The following is a 19,569-nucleotide window of genomic DNA, read 5'->3' as shown; positions in this document are numbered from 1 at the left end:
ATTCAAAGCTTAGCGCTATTTTAATGGCTGTCGTCTTATTATTGTTGGTTACGCCGTTGCTGCAGTTGCTTGGTCTGAATATGCAAGGTCGCCCGGATCAAGTGCTCTTGGTCTTCTTCGCGTAGCAAGCAATAGTTGACATCAATGGTATAGCGACTGTCTTGCTCGGCGACAGCATTGACTTGACCATAGGCGTACACTGCTACGGCTTCTTCTGGCAAAAAGATTTTAAGCTGGACGTGCTGGCCAGGATCATAACGCTGTGTCGACTGGAACGCCAAGCCACTTGCGCTGATCCGCTCGGTAACATAACGGTCGGCTGGATCATCTTGCAGCTGCAATACATAGCTCAAAATCACATCAATTTTTCGCGATTGGTTGGCGAGGTAATCGGCCAATTCGTCGTTGGCATCGCCGATTTTACGTAGACTGCGCAGTGAAGCCGCTTCGATATGGTTCACTTCGGAACTAATCAGAAACGGTTGCGGGATTTCTTTTGCAAAGTCGCTTTCAGTGGGAAGATTGGTGCCTTCAGGGAGGGCTTTGACATTAATATTGGTCTGATAATCGACACTGAAATAACTGGAACGATCCATGGATAGCGAGCCTTTTGCCTGTGCTTCTGTTTGTTTTCGTCGGTATTATCCAGTAACTTGCTGTCTCGGTAAAACTTTTACAACACGAATAACTCATTTTTATGTTTCGACCTGCTGCCGTTTTCATTGGACTTCGCTACGCAAAAGCGCAAAAGGGCAGTGGCTTTGTCTCTTTTATCAATTTTTTCTCCACCGCAGGGATCTTGCTCGGGGTCATGGCGCTCGTCGTCGTGGTGTCGGTGATGAATGGCTTTGAGCGCGAATTAAAACAGCGGATCCTCGGCTTAGTGCCGCAAGTCGTAGTCAGTCAGCAACAGTTCATTAGTGCCGATGACCAAGCGGCGCTGATCGAGTCGTTATCTGCCATCGACCAGGTCCGCGGCGCGGTCCCCTTTGTTGAATCGCAAGCCATCATTCAATCGAGCCAGCAAATGACTGGCGTGCAACTCATTGGTGTTGATGGCCAATATGAGCAAGCGGTATCGCCATTAACTGCGGCAATGCTCGAAGGCTCGTTGGCGACTTTGGCAGAGACTAAGTACGGCATCATTATCAGTCGCGCGCTGGCCCGAAAACTCGGTGTTGGCGTCGGTCAGCGAGTGCGCTTGTCAGTAATGGAAGGAGCTCGCCACACGCCGTTCGGGCAAATGCCCAATCAACGCAAGTTCACGGTTGTCGGTTTGTTCCAAATGGGTTCAGAGGCAGATTTGCAGTTTGCTTATGCGCGCTTGACAGATACCGCCCGCCTAATTCGGCAGCCAGCAGGAAGTGCTGAAGGGCTGCGCTTGTATCTCACCGATGCGTTCTTAGCTCCGCAGGTTGTGAGTGAGATCAACCGACATCATCAAGATTGGCAGGTGACGAGTTGGCAACAAAGCCATGGCGACTTGTTTGCCGCGGTGTCGATGGAAAAGAAAATGATGTGGTTTATGCTGCTGCTGATCATTGCCGTGGCGGCCTTTAACATCATTTCTGCTTTGTTCCTTATTGTTGCCAACAAGCAAGGCGAAGTGGCCATTTTACAAACCCTCGGCTTGAGCCCATCTCAAATTACTCAGGTGTTTATGATTCAAGGGTGCGCGCAGGGCGTGATTGGTGCGCTGATCGGCACTGTGGTCGGACTGCTACTGGTATTGAACCTCGATGCGGTACTGGCATTTACCGGCATTCAAGTGGTTGCAACGCCCGGTTATGACGCTTTTAGCCTGCCAGTTGACCTGCGCTATTCTCAAATTTTTGCCATTGCGGCAATGGCCATCGTGCTTAGCTTTGTCGCCACCCTTTATCCAGCGCGCCAAGCTGCTGCAATCGAGCCCGCGGAGGCATTGCGATATGACTGATGTACTGATGCAAGCGCGTCAGATAGGAAAATCTTATCAAGACGGCAAAGTCACGACGCCGGTGTTACATGACATCAATTTTGACTTAAAGGTTGCCGAAATGCTCGCTGTGGTGGGTAGCTCTGGCTCTGGTAAAAGTACCTTGATGCATATTCTTGGGCTGTTGGACCGACCCGACAGTGGTGAGCTAATTTGCAATGGCACCAATCTACTTGACCTCAACCGTAAGCAAGCGGCGCAATATCGCAATGCACAGCTTGGTTTTGTCTATCAATTCCATCATTTGCTCAGTGAATTCAGCGCATTAGAAAACGTCTGTATGCCGCTATTGATCGGTGGCGAGCAGCCGCAGCGCGCGAAACAACGCGCCGGCGACATTTTAGAGCGCGTCGGTTTGGCCCACCGGCTGAGCCATCGACCGGCAGAGCTCTCTGGTGGCGAGCGTCAACGGGTAGCGATTGCCAGAGCCGTGGTCAACGAGCCGAAACTGGTGTTGGCCGATGAACCTACCGGTAATTTGGACCAAACGACAGGCGCAGAGGTTTTCGCCTTGTTACTTGAGCTCAACCAGAAATTAAATACCAGCTTTGTGATTGTCACCCATGATTTGCAGCTCGCGACACAAATGGATCGGACCTTAACGCTGCAACACGGTCAGTTGATCTCATGAACATGCCGCTGTCGCTGCTAACCGCGCTGCGTTTTATGACGGCGCGCCGTTCAAGCAAGATGGTGTCGTTTATCAGCGCCTCATCCACCATCGGGATAACGGTTGGCTTGGTGGCGATCATTCTGGTGTTAAGTGCCATGAATGGCTTCGAAAACGCCCTGAAGGAGAAATTGCTAGGGGTGATCCCTGACGCCGAAATTGTCACTCTGCAACGGCCGATGACCAACTGGCAAGGGTTCCAGCAGCAATTATCTGGCATTGAGGGAATTGAGGGCGTTGCTCCTTTTATTCAGTTCAGCGCCATGATTGTCCGTGGGGAAACGCTGCGGGCCGTGCAACTGCGTGGCATCGACTCAGCATCACAGGCGCAAGTCTCCAGTTATCAGAGCTACCTAGCGCCAAGCGTTACCGAGACGCTGCAAAATGGCGAACTCATTCTTGGGGCAGGGCTTGCCACTGCGCTAAACGTTGCAGTGGGTGATTCGGTCAATGTGTTGATTGCATCGAATCAGGGAAGTCTTAAAGCGCCGAAGAGTTACCCATTTCGGGTGATTTCCATTTTCAAATTTGGCGGGCAGATCGATAGCATCAGCGGCTTTATCGGCTTAACTCAGGCACAGGCAATCAAAGCAAATGGCGATAGTGTTGATGGTCTGGAGTTAAAAGTAACGGACATATTTAGCGCCAATCGGGTTGCTTACAAGGCCGCATCACAACTGCCGGTGTATGTGTATGTCACCGACTGGATGCGAACCCATGGCCACGTTTATCAAGATATCCAAATGGTTCGTGGTGTCGTTTACATTGTCATGGCGCTGATCATTGCTGTTGCTTGTTTTAACATCGTCTCGACATTAGTGATGACGGTGCAGGATAAACGCAGCGAAATTGCGATTTTACTGACCATGGGCTCATCAGCTGCGAGCATTATTGCCACTTTTATTTGGCAGGGCGCGTTGTCTGGATTACTTGGCGTGGTCAGTGGCGTGACGCTTGGCAGCTTGCTGGCGTTGTACCTCAATGACATCATTTCGGCATTTGAAGCATTGACCGGCCGCCATTTATTATCGGCCGATATTTACTTTATCGATCACATCCCAACGGTACTGAAAGTTGAAGATGTGCTATTGGTTGCTACGGTGGCTTGGCTGATGGCAATTTTGTCGACCCTTTATCCGGCTTGGCGAGCCAGTAAAATTGAACCTGCTCAGGAGTTAGGTGGCCATTAACATGGTCTAGTAACGGACGCGGTCGGTTTTGGTCGATTCGCGTAGTTGCCGTTTTTGCCATTCTTTAACGACGCTCCAGCGCCATAACAACCGAATGCCGAAATAGCCGATTAAACCAAACACTACACCGCAAATAAGGCAGCCAGCGAGAAACGCCGGGCCAAGTTGCACCACGCTGCTTTTCAACCACTCCCAGCTCAGTTCAAAGGTAAAGCTATATTCGGTAGCACCAGTGGTCCATACCCCAACTTTATAAGCGAAGTAGAACATGGGCGGCATAGTGATTGGATTACTGATCCACACCAATGCCACCGAAAGGGGCAGGTTAACCCGCATAACGCCAGCTAAAATAGCGGCTACAATCATTTGAGAAGGGATCGGTAAAAACGCCACGAACAGACCGATGGCAAATGCACCAGCGGCGCTGCGGCGGTTAATGTGGAATAGATTTGGGTCATGCAGGAGGCTGCCCAGAATACCGAGCTTTTTATTATTCCGGAGGGACTCCGGAGCTGGCACGATGCGCTTGATAGTCTTTCTGGGCATAGCGTACAACGAACTCACTGATTAACGTCACGGACGATGTTGATAATCTACGTACTGACCGCACTGTCGGCCAATTGGTGGCCGGATGTATTGCCAAGACAGGCGATAATACTCTGTGTCGCGCTAACATGCATCTGTTTGTTGGTGCAGCGCGGGCGCAGGATAGGGTTAGCGCTCGCCGCTATGGTGGTGATGTCTGATCACGCTTTAACCTACCGCGCAGCAATTTATCAAGCAGATCAGCTATCCACTGACATTTCCTTGTCTATACAAATGGTACGCACGCTGACGCAACAAGATGCAATCGAGATTTTGGCAACAACGGACGCGCTCGATCGGCAGATGTATTTAAAACTGCGCTGGTACCGACCAACACAGCCATTAACCGCTGGCCAAACCCTCATTGCCGATATCGTGACTAAGCCGCCCCACGAGCTCGCCAATTTGGGAGGCTTCAGCTATCGCCGCTATTTGTTAGGCGAGAATATCGTCGCCACAGGCACCATCAAAACCGTAAAACAGGTTAGTTCAAGTCCGCCAAATCTCAACTGGATGAGCTCGCTGCGGTCAAAGTTGGGACTGGCGATTGCGCCTTATCAACGAGCGGACGTCCTTGCTGCGTTGGTCATCGGTGACCGATCTTCGTTATCGCACGATGTGCGCCAAGCATTTATCGATACGGGAACAGCCCACCTCATGGCCATCTCTGGTTTACACATCGGCATGGTGTTTGGCGCGTCATTATTGCTGCTCAGTGGTTTGAGTCGATTGCTATTTAGTCAATACAGCGCCACGGGTCAGCTTTACTGCGCCGTGGCTGCTTTCTTCGTTGCCGCGCTTTATGCTGCACTGAGTGGATTTGCTCTACCGACCGTCAGGGCTATTGTGTTTTTGGCGATCTGGCTTGTCGTTAAAGCTTGCCATTGGCAGATCTCGGGTTGGCGGTTGCTGTGGTTAACTGCAGCGCTGTTTATTACGGTAGCGCCGCAAACTGCCTATTCGGTTAGTTTTTGGCTTAGTTTTACCGCCGTTGCTGGGGTGTTTGTTTCCCTCAAGGTCACCCAAGCATGGCAGCTGCGCCGGATCAGCAAATTAGCAGTAATGCAGCTCGTTATCGTCGCTTCGTTAGTGCCCGTGCAAGTGGCCTTGTTCAACCAACAGAGCAGTCTAGCGCCACTCGTCAACTTGCTGGCAATCCCTTGGCTGGGTGTTGCCATTTTACCGCTAGCCTTAAGCGGCGCATTAATTAGTTTGCTGCACCCGTCGCTTGGGCACTTATTGCTGGTCGCGGCTGATTGGCAACTGCAGCTGATGGTTGCGCTGTTAATGCCACTGGCCAATTGGCAAGGTCAGTTAGTGCAGCTTGATTGGGCATCTTTGGTGCTGATGTTGGTATTGCTCGCCGTGGTACTAATGATGGTGCTGTTATCGAAACTGCCGAGCCGCCGCTGGCTGTTGGTGCTGGCAATGGTCAGCAATGTGGTGATTGTGGCAGCGGTATATCGGCACTGGCGTGTGGCGCCCACGGTTGACGTGTTGGATGTCGGTCAGGGCTTATCTGTCATTGCTCGTTATCAGGAAGTCAGCATCGTCTACGACGTTGGGGCTAGCTACCCAAGTGGCTTTAATATGGCCGATGCGGTCATTAATCCATATATTGCCTATCAGGGTATCGATCACATCAATTGGTTAATCTTGAGTCACGATGATAACGATCATGCCGGCAGTGCTGCGCATCTAAGTGCACGGCTTACCATCGAATCGGTGTTGACCTCTTTTGCGCCTGTGGCGCTGCCTCACCACGAACACTGGCAATTCCATCATTGTCACGACCATGCCTTAGCCTCCCATACGTGGCAAATCGGTCAGCTTACGATGATCAACCTGACCTCACCCGTAGCGGGCAAGACATCGGATAATGACATGTCCTGTGTGGTGAAACTGGTCATTGGCGAGGCCAGCTTGTTGTTACCAGGCGACATTAGTCGAGGCGTTGAATCGCAACTGCGCGCCGCGGATGTTGATGTTGGTCTCTTAATTGCGCCGCATCATGGCAGTAAGACCTCATCGTCACGTCAATTTATCGAATTAGTGTCACCACAAATAGCGGTATTTTCGGCTGGATTTCGTAACCGCTGGCAGTTGCCCAATGAGCTAGTCGCTGAGCGCTATCAGCAATTCGCAATCACCACTTATGCCAGCAGCGAATATGGCATGATGCGCTTTACCGCCGCAGGTGAGCATTGGCAAATGACGCCCTTTTGTCAGTTGATCTGGCCCAGCTGGTACCGCTGTCAGGTCAATGAATAGAGCGTCTAGGTTGCGATCCTAGCGCGTGCCATTACAATGTGCCGAATCATTCCAATGAAAGACCTGTCATGGCATCTCAACAGCCGAGCGATTTTCGTCGATTACTGTCCTACATCAAGCCGTTTCGTATGGGCTTTGCTATCGCCATTATTGGCATGCTTGGCTATGCCGGCGTTGATTCTCTGTTTGTTTATTCGATTAAACCATTGATTGATGATGGCCTGTCGAAACCCGGCAGCGACGTGCTCAAATACGCCCCTGTGTTTGTCATTCTGATCTTAATTTTGCGCGGTATTTGTAGCTTTATTTCCAGTTATGGTTTGGCATGGGTTGGCTCAAATGTCGTGATGGTGATGCGCCAGCAAATGTTTTCTCGCTTGGTTCATTTACCCGTCGCGTTTTATGACCAGAACAGTACTGGCGACCTGATTTCCAAGGTCACGTTTAACACCGAGCAGGTGTCTAATGCGGTGAGTAAGGCGCTGATCACTTTGGTTCAGGAAGGCGCCTTTGTGGTTGGATTGTTGGCGGTAATGTTTTGGTATAGCTGGCAATTATCGCTGATATTTTTGGTGGTTGGCCCGGTCGTGGCGCTGATTGTCCGGGTGATCAGCAAGCGCTTTCGTAAAGTCTCCAAGCAGATCCAATCAGCCATGGGCGATGTAACGAGTGCCACAGAGCAGATGCTCAACGGCCACAAAGTCATGCTGTCCTACGGCGGTCAGGATATCGAAAAACAACGTTTCGAAAAGGTCAGCAACCGGACTCGCCAACAGCTGATGAAACTGCGAACCACTGAAGCCATGTCGTCACCGATTGTGCAAGTGGTGGCATCGTTTGCCCTTGCAGGCGTGCTTTATGCCGCAACGATCCCGGGTATGGTGGAAGACTTAACCCCTGGTACTTTTACCTCCATGGTGTCAGCCATGCTGTTTTTGCTGCGACCATTGAAAAAGCTGACCAATGTCCAATCTGATTTTCAACGGGGTTTAACTGCCGCGCGCTCCATTTTCGAGATTATTGATCAGCTTGAAGAAGACGACCGTGGGCACTTTGCGCCCAAGCGCGTCAAGGGTGAAATCAAATTTACTGACGTCACTTTCGCCTATCCAACAAAAGAAACGCTCGCACTCGACAAAGTTTCGCTGGCGCTCGAAGCGGGGCAGTCGCTTGCCCTAGTGGGGCGCTCAGGTAGCGGCAAATCAACCATCACCCAATTGCTGACGCGCTTTTATGAGCCGCAGTCCGGTTCAATTGAAATTGATGGCATTGCCATCGACGAATTGACCTTAAAGGCATTACGCCGACAAATTGCGGTGGTGTCGCAACACGTGATTTTGTTTGACGACACGGTTGCCAATAACATTGCCTATGGTCTTGATGGCGAGGTGAGCCGAGAGCGCATTATTGAAGCGGCGCAAAGTGCCCATGCGATGGAGTTTATCGAGCGCTTACCCGAGGGGCTCGACACCCAGATCGGCCAGAACGGCGTGACGTTATCTGGTGGCCAGCGCCAACGTTTGGCCATTGCTCGAGCTATTTTGCGCGATGCACCAATTCTGATATTGGATGAGGCGACCTCGGCGCTCGATACTGAGTCTGAGCGCTATATTCAAGAGGCGCTAGAGTCACTGCAAGTAAACCGTACCTCGATTGTTGTTGCGCATCGCTTGTCGACAATTGAAAAATCCAACCAAATTGCCGTGATTGATGAAGGCCATGTCGTTGAAATCGGCACTCATCAAGAATTGCTTGAACGCAATGGCGCCTATGCGCAGCTCCACCGGTTGCAGTTCGACTCGGTCTCTGATTAGTGAACAACGAGTAGCGATAGTGGCAATTGAACAGGCTTGGCAAAAAAAGGTTTCTTGGACGCTAGTCCTGTCGCCGCTGACGTTGCTGTATTATTTGATCGTCCAAATTCGCCGACTGGCGTATCGCAAAGGCTGGTTAAAGCAATACAGCGTGCCGGTTCCGGTTATTGTTGTTGGCAATATCAGCGCTGGCGGAAATGGCAAAACCCCCGTCGTGCTGTGGTTGGCTGAGTTATTACAATGTCATGGTTTCAAGCCGGGCGTGGTCTCACGTGGTTATGGCGGCCAATCATCACACTACCCATTAGTGGTTGATAGCACCACAACTCCCGAACAATGCGGCGATGAACCCAAGTTAATTGGCAAACGATTGGCAATACCTGTGGTGGTCGATCCGAATCGCAGTCGGGCCGTGCAAAAAGCAGCGGAGCTCGGCGCAGACGTGGTGATCAGCGACGATGGCCTGCAGCACTATGCCATGCCACGCGCCATTGAGCTGGCGGTGATTGACGGCAGCCGGCGTCATGGCAATGGCTGGCTGTTACCGAGTGGACCGCTGCGCGAACCTGTATCAAGGCTGCAATCAGTGTTTGCGGTGATTTGCAATGGCGGCGTCGCAGGTCATGGCGAATACCAAATGCAGTTGCAGCCGATGAATCAATGGCTGGCCGTGAATCCCGAGCAACATGCGATCAGCACCGCAGCGCTTTGCGGCAAAAAAATACTGGCCATTGCTGGTATTGGTCACCCGCAGCGTTTCTTCGATTTAATCGAGTCACTTGGCATTTCGGCCGAGGTGCAGCCGTTGGTCGACCACGCGAAAATTTCACCGGCTCAGATGGCGCAATGGCAAATTCAATACGATGCCATTCTGATGACCGAAAAAGATGCGGTAAAGTGCGAGATGCTGGGCGTCAGCGATTGTTATTATCTGCCCGTCACGGCTCGTATAGATCAACAATTAGAAGATAACTTGCTTCGCGAATTGCGCGAACTGAATAAGAGAGCAACCCATGGCGTTTGATCGAAAACTACTGGATATTCTGGCGTGTCCGGTATGCAAAGGAAAACTGGATTACAAGGCAAACTCAGATGGCGAAGAATCGCTAGTTTGCCATTTTGACCGACTAGCCTATCCAATCGATGAGGGGATTCCTGTGTTACTGGAAACCGAGGCTAAAGCTATCACGAGCGACGAGTAAACCCCATGAGCTTTACAGTGATTATTCCGGCACGCTATCAGTCGAGCCGTCTACCGGGCAAACCGCTAGCCGATATTGGCGGCAAACCGATGGTATTGCACGTGGTTGAACAAGCCAAATTGTCCGGCGCTAGCCGCGTTGTTGTCGCCACTGATGATGAACGTATTGCTGAGGTGGTGCGAGCCTCGGATACCGAGTTGTGCATGACCGGTGATCATCACCAATCGGGCACCGAGCGTCTTGCGGAAGTGGTCGATAGGTTAGGGCTGGCTAGTGATGAAATCGTCGTGAATGTGCAGGGTGACGAGCCCTTGATCCCGCCTTCAAACATTCGTCAGGTCGCAGACAATTTGGCCGCCAGCAGCGCCCAAATGGCGACGTTAGCGACGCCAATTCATCGTACCGACGAATGGCTCGATCCTAACGTTGTTAAAGTGGTGCACGATGCCAGCGGCAATGCTTTGTATTTTTCCCGCAGTGCTATGCCCTATGATCGCGATGGTGTGTTGGCAGCAGAAGATGCACTAAAGGCCAAGTTCTGGCTCCGTCATATTGGCATTTATGCCTATCGCGCGGGTTTTATTCAGCAATATGTTGATTGGCAACCGTCACCACTGGAGCTGATTGAATCACTCGAACAGCTCCGAGTACTTTGGTACGGTGAGAAAATCCATGTTGGCTTAGCGCCAGAAGCGCCGCCAGTTGGTGTTGACACCCCAGAGCACTTGCAACTGATCCGTGATTTAGTTGCAAAAGTGAGTCAAACATAGCGATTCGCAGGCAATAAAAAAGCGGCTGAAATAGCCGCTTTTTTGTTCTTACAACTTCAATTAGAAGTCGCGAACGTCAGCACCAGTGTAGAGCTGACGAGGACGACCGATCTTGTTATCTGGATCGCCGTGCATTTCAATCCAGTGAGCAATCCAGCCAACTGTGCGTGACAAAGCAAAGATCACGGTGAACATGTTAGTTGGAATACCAATGGCCTTGAGGATGATGCCAGAATAGAAATCAACGTTTGGATACAGTTTCTTCTCAACGAAGTACGGATCTTCCAGAGCGATTTTTTCCAGACGCATTGCAACGTCAAGCAGTGGATCCTGAATGTTCAGGTGGTCCAACACTTCGTGGCAGGTCTCGCGCATTACTGTCGCGCGTGGGTCGTAGTTTTTGTAAACCCGGTGACCGAAGCCCATCAAGCGGAATGGGTCATTCTTATCTTTGGCTTTCGCAACATACTCATCGATGCGGTCAACTGAACCGATCTCTTCAAGCATATTCAAGCAGGCTTCGTTAGCACCGCCGTGCGCAGGGCCCCACAAAGACGCGATACCCGCAGCAATACATGCAAATGGGTTGGCGCCGGAAGAACCCGCCAAACGAACGGTAGACGTTGAGGCGTTTTGCTCGTGGTCAGCGTGAAGAATAAAGATCTTGTCCATTGCTTTGGCAATGATTGGATCTGGTTTGTAGTCGTCGCAAGGCGTTGCAAACATCATGTGCAAGAAGTTCTCAGCATAGCTCAGGCTATTTTGAGGGTACATGAACGGCTGGCCGACATTGTACTTGTAACACATGGCCGCAACGGTTGGCATTTTAGACAACAGGCGGAATGCAGCAACTTCACGGTGACGAGGGTTAGCAACGTCGAGTGAATCATGGAAAAACGCTGACATCGCGCCAACCACGCCACACATGATCGCCATTGGGTGCGCGTCACGGCGGAAGCCTTGGAAAAGGTGAACTAATTGGTCGTTCAGCATCGTGTGCTTGCTGACCATGCCAACGAATTCATTCAGCTGTTCAGGAGTAGGGCGCTCGCCATACAACAACAGGTAAGAAACTTCGAGGTAGCTCGATTTGTTAGCTAATTGATCGATCGGGTAGCCGCGATGCAATAGTACACCTTTATCACCATCAATATAGGTGATTGAAGATTTGCATGAAGCAGTTGAAACGAAGCCGGGATCGAAAGTGAAGTATCCGTTTTTTACTAGCGCCCTAATGTCAATGACATCATGGCCTGCAGTTCCGCTAAGTACTGGAAGTTCCACTTCCACGCCGTTTACGGAAAGCACAGCTGTTTTATCAGCCATAGGGTATCTCCTTGCTATTTTATTATGTGCGCGAGGCAAGGCACGTGCTCGAATAAGCGGCTTACTACTATCCAGATCCGGCCTTAAAAGTCAATTCAATTGGCCGTTTGAATTATAATGGTGCGCGCGCCTGAAAATTGAGCGCATGGGCCCAAAGTCGAGCAATAGTCTAGCCCCAAAATTGTCCATAGATATAAGACTTTGGTAGCAATTGTAATTGTTATATACGCTCAGTATACTGCTGTCGTGCAGCCTACGTAGCTGTTGTCACTTCTTTGTGCAAGGTCAACAAATTGATTTAATTTGAGGGTCGTTTCACACTCGAAGAAAGCAACGTAGTGCTTAACAACACAGATCAATAAAAAGCACATTTATAAAAATGCAGAGAGCTTAGTGAGCCTTAACGTGAATAAACAACGACCGGTCAATCTAGACCTTTCGACCATTCGCTTTCCCGCGACTGCAGTCGCATCCATTCTTCATCGCGTCAGCGGTGTCATTCTGTTTTTCGGTGTTGGAATTTTATTGTGTTTGCTGGGCATGGCGCTGGCATCAGAACAAGGTTTCGCCGATGTAGCAGGTTTTGCTAACAATCCTTTCGGAATCTTCATTCTGTGGGGGATTTTAACCGCATTAGCCTATCACTTGGTCGGTGGCATTCGTCACTTGATTATGGATATGGGTTTTTGGGAAGAGCTTGACTCAGGTACCAGTAGTGCCAACGTTAGCTTTGCCATTACCGCGGTGTTGTCAGTATTAGCGGGAGTGTGGTTATGGTAATGCAAGCAGCTACGCTTGGACGCAACGGCGTTCAGGATTTTATTCTATTGCGTTGTTCTGCTGTGATTTTGGCAGCATATGCAATTTTTGTTGTTGGATTTTTCGTCCTTACCCCAGAGCTATCGTATCAGTCTGTGACTAGCTTCTTTGCTCATCTAGGCACCAAGGTATTTTCGCTAATCGCGTTAATCGCGTTTTTAGCCCACGCTTGGATTGGCTTGTGGCAGGTACTGACCGATTACGTCAAACCCGCAGGTTTGCGCGGTACGTTACAGTTTGTTTTGAATGTCGTGATTTTAGCCTACGTTGGCACCGGCATTTTTGTGTTGTGGGGTGTTTAAGTGGCAATTCCAACTTATGAATTCGATGCAGTAGTCATCGGCGCCGGTGGCGCGGGTATGCGCGCTGCATTGCAGATTTCTCAATCAGGGCAGACTTGTGCGCTGCTATCAAAAGTATTTCCAACTCGTTCCCATACCGTTTCTGCTCAAGGTGGTATTACCGTCGCGCTGGGCAATGCCCACGAAGATAACTGGGAATGGCACATGTATGACACCGTCAAAGGTTCGGATTATATCGGCGACCAAGACGCGATTGAGTACATGTGTAAAACCGGTCCCGAAGCCATCACTGAGCTTGAAAACATGGGCTTGCCGTTTTCTCGTTTTGAAAACGGTCGCGTTTATCAGCGCCCATTCGGTGGCCAGTCAAAAGAATTTGGCGGCGAGCAAGCGGCTCGTACCGCAGCAGCGGCTGACCGGACTGGTCACGCACTGTTGCACTGCTTATATCAGCAGAACGTAAAGAACAAAACCAATGTCTTTTCTGAGTGGTATGCACTCGACTTGGTGAAAAACCAAGACGGCGTGGTGTGTGGCTGTACCGCCATTTGCCTGGAAACCGGTGAAGTCGTTTACTTCAAAACCAAAGCGGTCGTGTTGGCAACAGGTGGTGCAGGGCGTATTTATGCATCAACCACCAATGCCCACATTAATACCGGTGACGGTGTTGGCATGGCATTACGTGCTGGCGTGCCAGTCCAAGACATGGAAATGTGGCAGTTCCACCCAACCGGTATTGCCGGCGCCGGCGTGCTGGTGACCGAGGGTTGCCGCGGTGAAGGTGGCTACCTGCTGAATAAAGACGGCGAGCGCTTTATGGAGCGTTACGCACCCAATGCCAAAGACTTGGCCGGTCGAGATGTTGTTGCTCGCTCAATCATGACTGAGATTCGTGAAGGCCGTGGCTGTGATGGCCCTTGGGGTCCACACGCGAAGTTGAAACTCGACCACTTGGGTAAAGACGTACTTGAATCGCGTCTACCGGGTATCTGTGAGTTGTCTCGTACCTTCGCCCACGTCGATCCGGTTCATGAGCCAATTCCTGTCATCCCAACCTGTCACTACATGATGGGTGGTGTGCCAACTAACGTAAACGGTCAGGTTCTTGGTCGTGATGCCAACGGCAACGATACCATCGTCGAAGGCCTATTCGCAGTTGGCGAAATTGCATGTGTATCCGTTCATGGTGCCAATCGCTTGGGCGGTAACTCGCTGCTTGATTTGGTGGTATTTGGTCGTGCTGCCGGTAAATACCTTGGCGAAGCACTGACCAATGTCGAAGCGCGTGAAGCATCTGACTCTGACGTGGAAGCCAGCTTGACTCGCATTAACCGCTGGAACAACACCCAACAAGGTGAAGATCCAGTGCAAATCCGCAAGGATTTGCAACAGTGCATGCAGCTGAACTTCTCGGTATTCCGCGAAGGCGAAGCGATGGCAGAAGGCCTCAAAGAGTTGAAAGAAATTCGCGAGCGATTGAAAGTTGCGCGTCTTGATGACACTTCTGCTGCATTCAATACTCAGCGTATCGAGTGTCTTGAACTTGAAAACTTGATGGAAACTGCGGTGGCAACCGCCGAAGCAGCCAATTTCCGTACCGAAAGCCGTGGCGCTCACTCGCGTGAAGATTTCACCGAACGAGATGATGACAATTGGTTGTGTCACAGCCTGTATATGCCGGAAACGCAAAAAATGGAAAAACGCGACGTTAACATGGCGCCGAAATTCCGTGATGCGTTCCCACCAAAAGTTCGTTCTTACTAAGGGGGCCTGACGATGAAACTGACTTTTTCAATTTATCGCTACAACCCAGATGTAGACAACAAGCCAAAAATGCAGGACTACTCGCTGGAAGTTCCAGAAGGTAGTGACATCATGGTGTTGGATGCCTTAATCCAACTCAAGGAACAAGATCCAACGTTGTCGTTCCGCCGCTCTTGTCGTGAAGGTGTTTGTGGCTCTGATGGCCTGAACATGAACGGCAAAAACGGCTTGGCTTGTATCACGCCTTTGTCTGATTTGACTAAGAAAGGCGGCAAGATCGTCATTCGACCTTTGCCTGGTTTGCCGGTAGTTCGTGATCTGGTGGTCGATATGAGCCAGTTCTACAAGCAATACGAGCGTATCAAGCCATACTTGATCACCGACGGCGCGCAGCCGCCAGCAGGCGAATATAAGCAGAGCCCAGAACAACGTGCCAAACTAGATGGCTTGTACGAGTGTATCTTGTGTGCTTGTTGTTCAACGGCATGCCCAAGCTTCTGGTGGAATCCGGATAAATTTGTTGGTCCGTCTGGCTTATTGCAAGCCTATCGGTTCTTGGCAGACAGTCGCGATACCGCAACCGAAGAACGTTTGGCCGATTTGGACGACGCCTTTAGCGTGTTCCGATGCCACGGCATTATGAACTGCGTCAACGTCTGTCCAAAAGGTTTGAACCCGACCAAAGCAATTGGTCATATCAAGTCAATGTTGTTACAGCGCTCAGTTTAAGAGTGCACAATGGGCTGTCAGTAGTGCTTGGGCTGACAGCCTGATATAACTTAGCTCTACGTGAAACTAAACCAATAAAGGTGTTGCGACTCCAGTCGCAAAGGGAAGCAATAACAAATGCACGAAGGTTCCTTACAAGCCTGGCTTGATTCCTCTCATTTATCTGGAGGAAACGCGGCTTATATCGAAGACCTGTATGAACTCTACTTAGAGGATCCCGGGTCGATCGATGACAAATGGCGGGAGCTGTTCGATGAACTGCCGGTAGTCTCCGAAGGCGAACTTGAACAGCCTCATTCTCGTATCCGCACTTATTTCCAGCGACTCGCAACCGAATCTCATCGCTATGCTGGAACAACCGCGTCAGACCCTCAAACCGACGCAAAGCAAGTTAAAGTCCTTCAGTTAATTAACGCCCACCGTTTTCGTGGTCATCAACACGCTAATTTGGATCCACTCGATTTGTGGAAACAACCTCGCGTGCCTGAACTTGACCCCGCATTCCATGGGTTAGAAGGTGAAGACTTCGAACATGAATTCAATGTCGGCTCTTATGCAGCCGGCGGCGATACCATGAAACTTGCCAACTTGGTTGATGCATTAAAGAAAACCTACTGCGGCAATATCGGTGCCGAGTACATGCACTTAACCGAGACCGAAGAGAAGCGTTGGATTCAAAGTCGTCTTGAGCCTATTCAAGCAAAAGGCACTTTTAGCCATGAAGACAAGGTCCGCTTTCTCGAAGGTTTGACCGCTGCAGAAGGCCTCGAAAAGTATCTCGGTGCCAAGTTCCCTGGTGCGAAACGCTTTTCGCTCGAAGGTGGTGATGCCCTCATCCCCATGCTGAAAGAGCTGATCCGCCGCGGCGGTGAACAAGGCGCCAAGGAAATGGTAGTCGGCATGGCTCACCGTGGACGTCTCAACGTGTTGATCAACGTCCTTGGTAAACGTCCTTCTGAACTGTTTGACGAATTTGCCGGTAAGCACGGCGAAGGTTGGGGCTCAGGCGATGTGAAATATCACATGGGCTTTAGCTCTGACTTCCAGACCCCGGGTGGCAATGTTCACCTCGCGTTGGCATTTAACCCGTCGCATTTGGAAATCGTCAACCCAGTGGTCATGGGTTCGGTTCGTGCTCGTCAAGAGCGCATCGGCTCAGCTGATGGCAAAGCTGTCATTCCAATTACCATTCATGGCGACTCAGCCATTGCCGGTCAGGGCGTTGTTCAAGAAACCTTTAACATGTCCCAAGCGCGGGCATTTAAGGTTGGCGGTACCATTCGTATCGTGGTTAATAATCAGGTTGGTTTCACCACCTCAAACCCAGAAGATACGCGCTCGACTCAGTACTGTACTGATATTGCCAAAATGGTTCAGGCGCCAATTTTCCACGTCAACGCTGATGACGTTGAATCCGTCATTCTGGTCAGCCAATTAGCCCTTGATTTCCGCAACACCTTCAATCGTGACGTTGTCATTGATCTAATTTGTTATCGCCGCCATGGCCATAACGAAGCCGACGAGCCGAACGCGACTCAGCCGGTGATGTATCAAAAAATCAAACAACATCCAACGCCACGTAAGCACTACGCTGATCATTTGATGTCGATTGGCCAGCTGCAACAGGCTGATGTCTCTCGCATTAATAACGAATATCGCGAAGCCTTGGATCACGGCGATTGCGTGGTTAAAGAATGGCGCCCAATGAAAGCTCATTCGGTCGACTGGACACCATTCGTTGGCGTCGATTGGACTGCCGATTATGACTCGAGCTTCTCCAAGTCACGACTGCTGGCTTTAGGTCAGTCGCTAACTAAGCGTCCAGAAGATTGGAAACTGCAATCGCGGGTTAAAAAGATCTGTGATGATCGCGATGAGATGACTGCTGGCAATAAAGCAGTGGATTGGGGTTATGCCGAAAACCTAGCTTATGCGACGTTGCTCGACGAAGGTTATCGCATTCGTCTAACCGGCCAAGATTCGGGCCGCGGTACGTTCTTCCACCGTCATGCTGTGTTGCACAATCAGCTTGATAATCGCGGCTTTATTCCGCTGCAAAATATTGGTGAAAACCAAGGCCCATTTGATGTGTGGGACTCGGTGCTGTCCGAAGAAGCGGTACTGGCGTTTGAATATGGTTACACCACCGCAGAGCCAAGTGGCTTAACTATTTGGGAAGCGCAATTTGGTGATTTCGCCAACGGTGCCCAAGTGGTGATTGATCAATTCCTCAGCTCAGGTGAGCAAAAGTGGGGGCGTCTGTGTGGTTTGACCATGCTCCTGCCTCACGGCTACGAAGGGCAGGGACCAGAGCACTCATCGGCTCGCTTGGAGCGTTACTTGCAACTTTGTGCTGACCACAATATGCAAGTGGTGATCCCATCGACGCCAGCGCAAATCTTCCACATGCTGCGCCGTCAGGTGCTGCGCCCAATGCGTCGTCCACTGGTGGTGATGTCGCCGAAGTCGCTGCTGCGTCATCCGCTCTGTACATCAACACTCGACGAGCTAGCGGAAGGTACCTTCCAAAACGTGATTGGCGAAATCGACAACTTAGATCCGGCAACGGTAGATCGCGTGGTGTTCTGCTCAGGCAAGGTCTACTACGATTTGCTGGAAAATCGCCGCAAACAAGAAATTACCAATGTCGCAATTGTGCGGATTGAGCAACTGTACCCATTCCCAACTGAACAAATGTTGGAATTGCTTAAACCGTATGAGCACGTACGCGACTGGGTGTGGTGTCAGGAAGAGCCGCAAAACCAAGGTGCTTGGTACTGTAGCCAACACCATTTCTGGAGTGTTATTCCAGAAGGCTCAAAACTGACTTACGCAGGCCGCGAAGCCTCTGCAGCACCAGCTGTGGGTTACATGTCGGTCCATTTGAAACAACAAAAAGCATTGATTGAAGCCGCATTGAACGTGGCGAGCAACTAATTGGTCGAAGGAAAATAGAATGACAATCGAGATCAAAGTCCCGGTTTTACCAGAATCAGTTGCGGACGCGACCATCGCCACTTGGCACAAACAGCCAGGTGATCAGGTTGCTCGTGATGAAGTATTGGTAGACATTGAAACCGATAAAGTAGTGCTGGAAGTGCCAGCGCCAGAAGACGGTGTGTTGCAGGAAATCCTCGAAGCTGAGGGTGAAACTGTTCTCGCTGAACAAATCATCGGTAAGTTCGTTGCCGGTGCTGCCGCAGCGCCAAAAGAAGAGCCAGTGAAAGCGCCTGAGCCCGAAGCCGCAGCGCCTGCAGCTAGCTCAAATGACAAAGCTGACGTAGTGACGCCATCAGGCCGCCGCGCCGCTGGTGAAACTGGTGTTGATGCTGCCGGTGTTGCCGGATCTGGCAAAGATGGTCGCATCCATGGCTCGGATGTCAAAGCGGCAGCGAGCGCGCCAGCAGCAGCTTCAGCCGAGCCTTTGGTGAATCCTGGCCGCAGCCAGAAACGCGTGCCGATGACCCGTCTGCGTAAACGCATTGCTGAGCGCCTACTTGACGCCACTAACAGCACTGCGATGTTGACCACGTTCAACGAAGTCAACATGAAGCCAATCATGGACATCCGTAAGCAATACAAAGATGTCTTTGAGAAAAAACACGACATTCGTTTGGGCTTTATGGGCTTCTACGTCAAGGCGGTATGTGAAGCACTGAAACGCTTCCCAGCAGTCAATGCGTCGCTTGATGGTGATGACATTGTTTATCACAACTACTTTGACGTCAGCATTGCAGTATCAACGCCACGCGGTTTGGTGACCCCAGTACTACGTGACTGCAACTTGATGACCGTTGCCGAAATCGAGAAAGGCATTCGCGAACTGGCAATTAAAGGTCGCGACGGCAAGTTGACCGTTGAAGAGATGTCCGGTGGTAACTTCACCATCACCAATGGTGGTGTGTTTGGTTCGCTGATGTCGACGCCAATTATTAACCCGCCACAAAGTGCAATCTTGGGCATGCATAAAATCCAAGATCGACCAATGGCGGTGGATGGCAAGGTAGAAATCCTGCCAATGATGTACCTCGCTTTATCGTATGACCATCGCATTATTGACGGTAAGGAATCAGTCAGCTTCTTGGTAACTATCAAGGAAATGCTGGAAGATCCAACACGTCTGCTTTTGGAAGTATGATCGAACGCCCCTGT

General features: G+C 50.7%; 17 protein-coding genes. 14 read left to right on the top strand and 3 right to left on the bottom strand.

Annotation, left to right across the window (positions count from 1 at the left end):
• Positions 1-38 precede the first annotated feature (38 nt).
• Positions 39-596 carry a PilZ domain-containing protein gene (locus IC617_RS09465; RefSeq protein WP_191144760.1) on the bottom strand — a complete coding sequence of 186 codons (558 nt, stop codon included), beginning with the start codon at positions 594-596 and terminating at the stop codon, positions 39-41.
• Between the two features lie 101 nt (positions 597-697).
• Here IC617_RS09465 and IC617_RS09460 point away from each other — a divergent pair, with 101 nt between their 5' ends.
• Genes IC617_RS09460 through IC617_RS09450 form a run of 3 tightly spaced genes read left to right on the top strand, consistent with a single transcriptional unit; the run spans position 698 to position 3,835 of the window.
• On the top strand, positions 698-1,936 hold the full coding sequence (locus tag IC617_RS09460) for a lipoprotein-releasing ABC transporter permease subunit (protein ID WP_191144759.1): 1,239 nt from the start codon (positions 698-700) through the stop codon (positions 1,934-1,936).
• The gene (gene lolD / locus IC617_RS09455) at positions 1,929-2,606 is read left to right on the top strand and encodes a lipoprotein-releasing ABC transporter ATP-binding protein LolD (RefSeq protein ID WP_191144758.1); all 678 of its coding nucleotides are present in this window, start codon (positions 1,929-1,931) and stop codon (positions 2,604-2,606) included. Before IC617_RS09460 ends, lolD begins: the two co-directional genes overlap by 8 nt.
• Positions 2,603-3,835: a lipoprotein-releasing ABC transporter permease subunit gene (locus tag IC617_RS09450; RefSeq protein WP_191144757.1), complete on the top strand. Its 1,233-nt coding sequence runs from the start codon at positions 2,603-2,605 to the stop codon at positions 3,833-3,835. Before lolD ends, IC617_RS09450 begins: the two co-directional genes overlap by 4 nt.
• A gap of 6 nt (positions 3,836-3,841) precedes the next feature.
• Here the strand turns inward: IC617_RS09450 and IC617_RS09445 are convergent, their stop codons facing one another.
• Entirely contained in the window at positions 3,842-4,381 is a 540-nt protein-coding gene (locus tag IC617_RS09445) for a DUF2062 domain-containing protein (RefSeq protein WP_191144756.1), read from the bottom strand.
• A 36-nt stretch (positions 4,382-4,417) separates the two neighbouring features.
• Here IC617_RS09445 and IC617_RS09440 point away from each other — a divergent pair, with 36 nt between their 5' ends.
• From IC617_RS09440 to kdsB, 5 genes are all read left to right on the top strand, one after another.
• The gene (locus IC617_RS09440; protein WP_191144755.1) at positions 4,418-6,691 is read left to right on the top strand and encodes a DNA internalization-related competence protein ComEC/Rec2; all 2,274 of its coding nucleotides are present in this window, start codon (positions 4,418-4,420) and stop codon (positions 6,689-6,691) included.
• Between the two features lie 68 nt (positions 6,692-6,759).
• Entirely contained in the window at positions 6,760-8,505 is a 1,746-nt protein-coding gene (msbA, locus tag IC617_RS09435) for a lipid A export permease/ATP-binding protein MsbA (RefSeq protein ID WP_191144754.1), read from the top strand.
• 19 nt (positions 8,506-8,524) lie between these two features.
• Entirely contained in the window at positions 8,525-9,529 is a 1,005-nt protein-coding gene (lpxK, locus tag IC617_RS09430) for a tetraacyldisaccharide 4'-kinase (protein WP_369410387.1), read from the top strand.
• Complete coding sequence (locus IC617_RS09425) at positions 9,519-9,707, top strand: Trm112 family protein (RefSeq protein ID WP_191144752.1); 189 nt, start codon at positions 9,519-9,521, stop codon at positions 9,705-9,707. Before lpxK ends, IC617_RS09425 begins: the two co-directional genes overlap by 11 nt.
• Before the next feature lie 5 nt (positions 9,708-9,712).
• Positions 9,713-10,477 (top strand): 3-deoxy-manno-octulosonate cytidylyltransferase, encoded by a 765-nt coding sequence (kdsB, locus tag IC617_RS09420; RefSeq protein WP_191144751.1) that lies wholly within the window; start codon positions 9,713-9,715, stop codon positions 10,475-10,477.
• Positions 10,478-10,537: 60 nt separating this feature from the next.
• Here the strand turns inward: kdsB and gltA are convergent, their stop codons facing one another.
• Positions 10,538-11,803 carry a citrate synthase gene (gene gltA, locus IC617_RS09415; RefSeq protein ID WP_191144750.1) on the bottom strand — a complete coding sequence of 422 codons (1,266 nt, stop codon included), beginning with the start codon at positions 11,801-11,803 and terminating at the stop codon, positions 10,538-10,540.
• A 405-nt stretch (positions 11,804-12,208) separates the two neighbouring features.
• Between gltA and sdhC the strand changes: the two genes are divergently transcribed.
• The 6 genes from sdhC to odhB all read left to right on the top strand — a co-directional run bounded on the left by sdhC (position 12,209) and on the right by odhB (position 19,555).
• Entirely contained in the window at positions 12,209-12,583 is a 375-nt protein-coding gene (sdhC, locus tag IC617_RS09410) for a succinate dehydrogenase cytochrome b556 subunit (RefSeq protein ID WP_369410386.1), read from the top strand.
• The gene (gene sdhD / locus IC617_RS09405) at positions 12,577-12,924 is read left to right on the top strand and encodes a succinate dehydrogenase, hydrophobic membrane anchor protein (RefSeq protein WP_191144748.1); all 348 of its coding nucleotides are present in this window, start codon (positions 12,577-12,579) and stop codon (positions 12,922-12,924) included. Before sdhC ends, sdhD begins: the two co-directional genes overlap by 7 nt.
• On the top strand, positions 12,925-14,688 hold the full coding sequence (gene sdhA / locus IC617_RS09400; RefSeq protein ID WP_191144747.1) for a succinate dehydrogenase flavoprotein subunit: 1,764 nt from the start codon (positions 12,925-12,927) through the stop codon (positions 14,686-14,688).
• A 12-nt stretch (positions 14,689-14,700) separates the two neighbouring features.
• Positions 14,701-15,417: a succinate dehydrogenase iron-sulfur subunit gene (locus tag IC617_RS09395; protein WP_087505592.1), complete on the top strand. Its 717-nt coding sequence runs from the start codon at positions 14,701-14,703 to the stop codon at positions 15,415-15,417.
• A gap of 117 nt (positions 15,418-15,534) precedes the next feature.
• Positions 15,535-18,354, top strand: a complete 2,820-nt coding sequence (sucA, locus tag IC617_RS09390; protein WP_191144746.1) for a 2-oxoglutarate dehydrogenase E1 component — start codon at positions 15,535-15,537, stop codon at positions 18,352-18,354.
• Between the two features lie 19 nt (positions 18,355-18,373).
• The gene (gene odhB / locus IC617_RS09385; RefSeq protein WP_191144745.1) at positions 18,374-19,555 is read left to right on the top strand and encodes a 2-oxoglutarate dehydrogenase complex dihydrolipoyllysine-residue succinyltransferase; all 1,182 of its coding nucleotides are present in this window, start codon (positions 18,374-18,376) and stop codon (positions 19,553-19,555) included.
• Positions 19,556-19,569: the final 14 nt, after the last annotated feature.

This window comes from Neiella litorisoli (assembly GCF_014773395.1).
Taxonomy (GTDB): Bacteria; Pseudomonadota; Gammaproteobacteria; order Enterobacterales; family Neiellaceae; genus Neiella; species Neiella litorisoli.
Note: the sequence above shows the minus strand (reverse complement) of the source record. Positions and strands in the feature narration are given on the sequence as shown.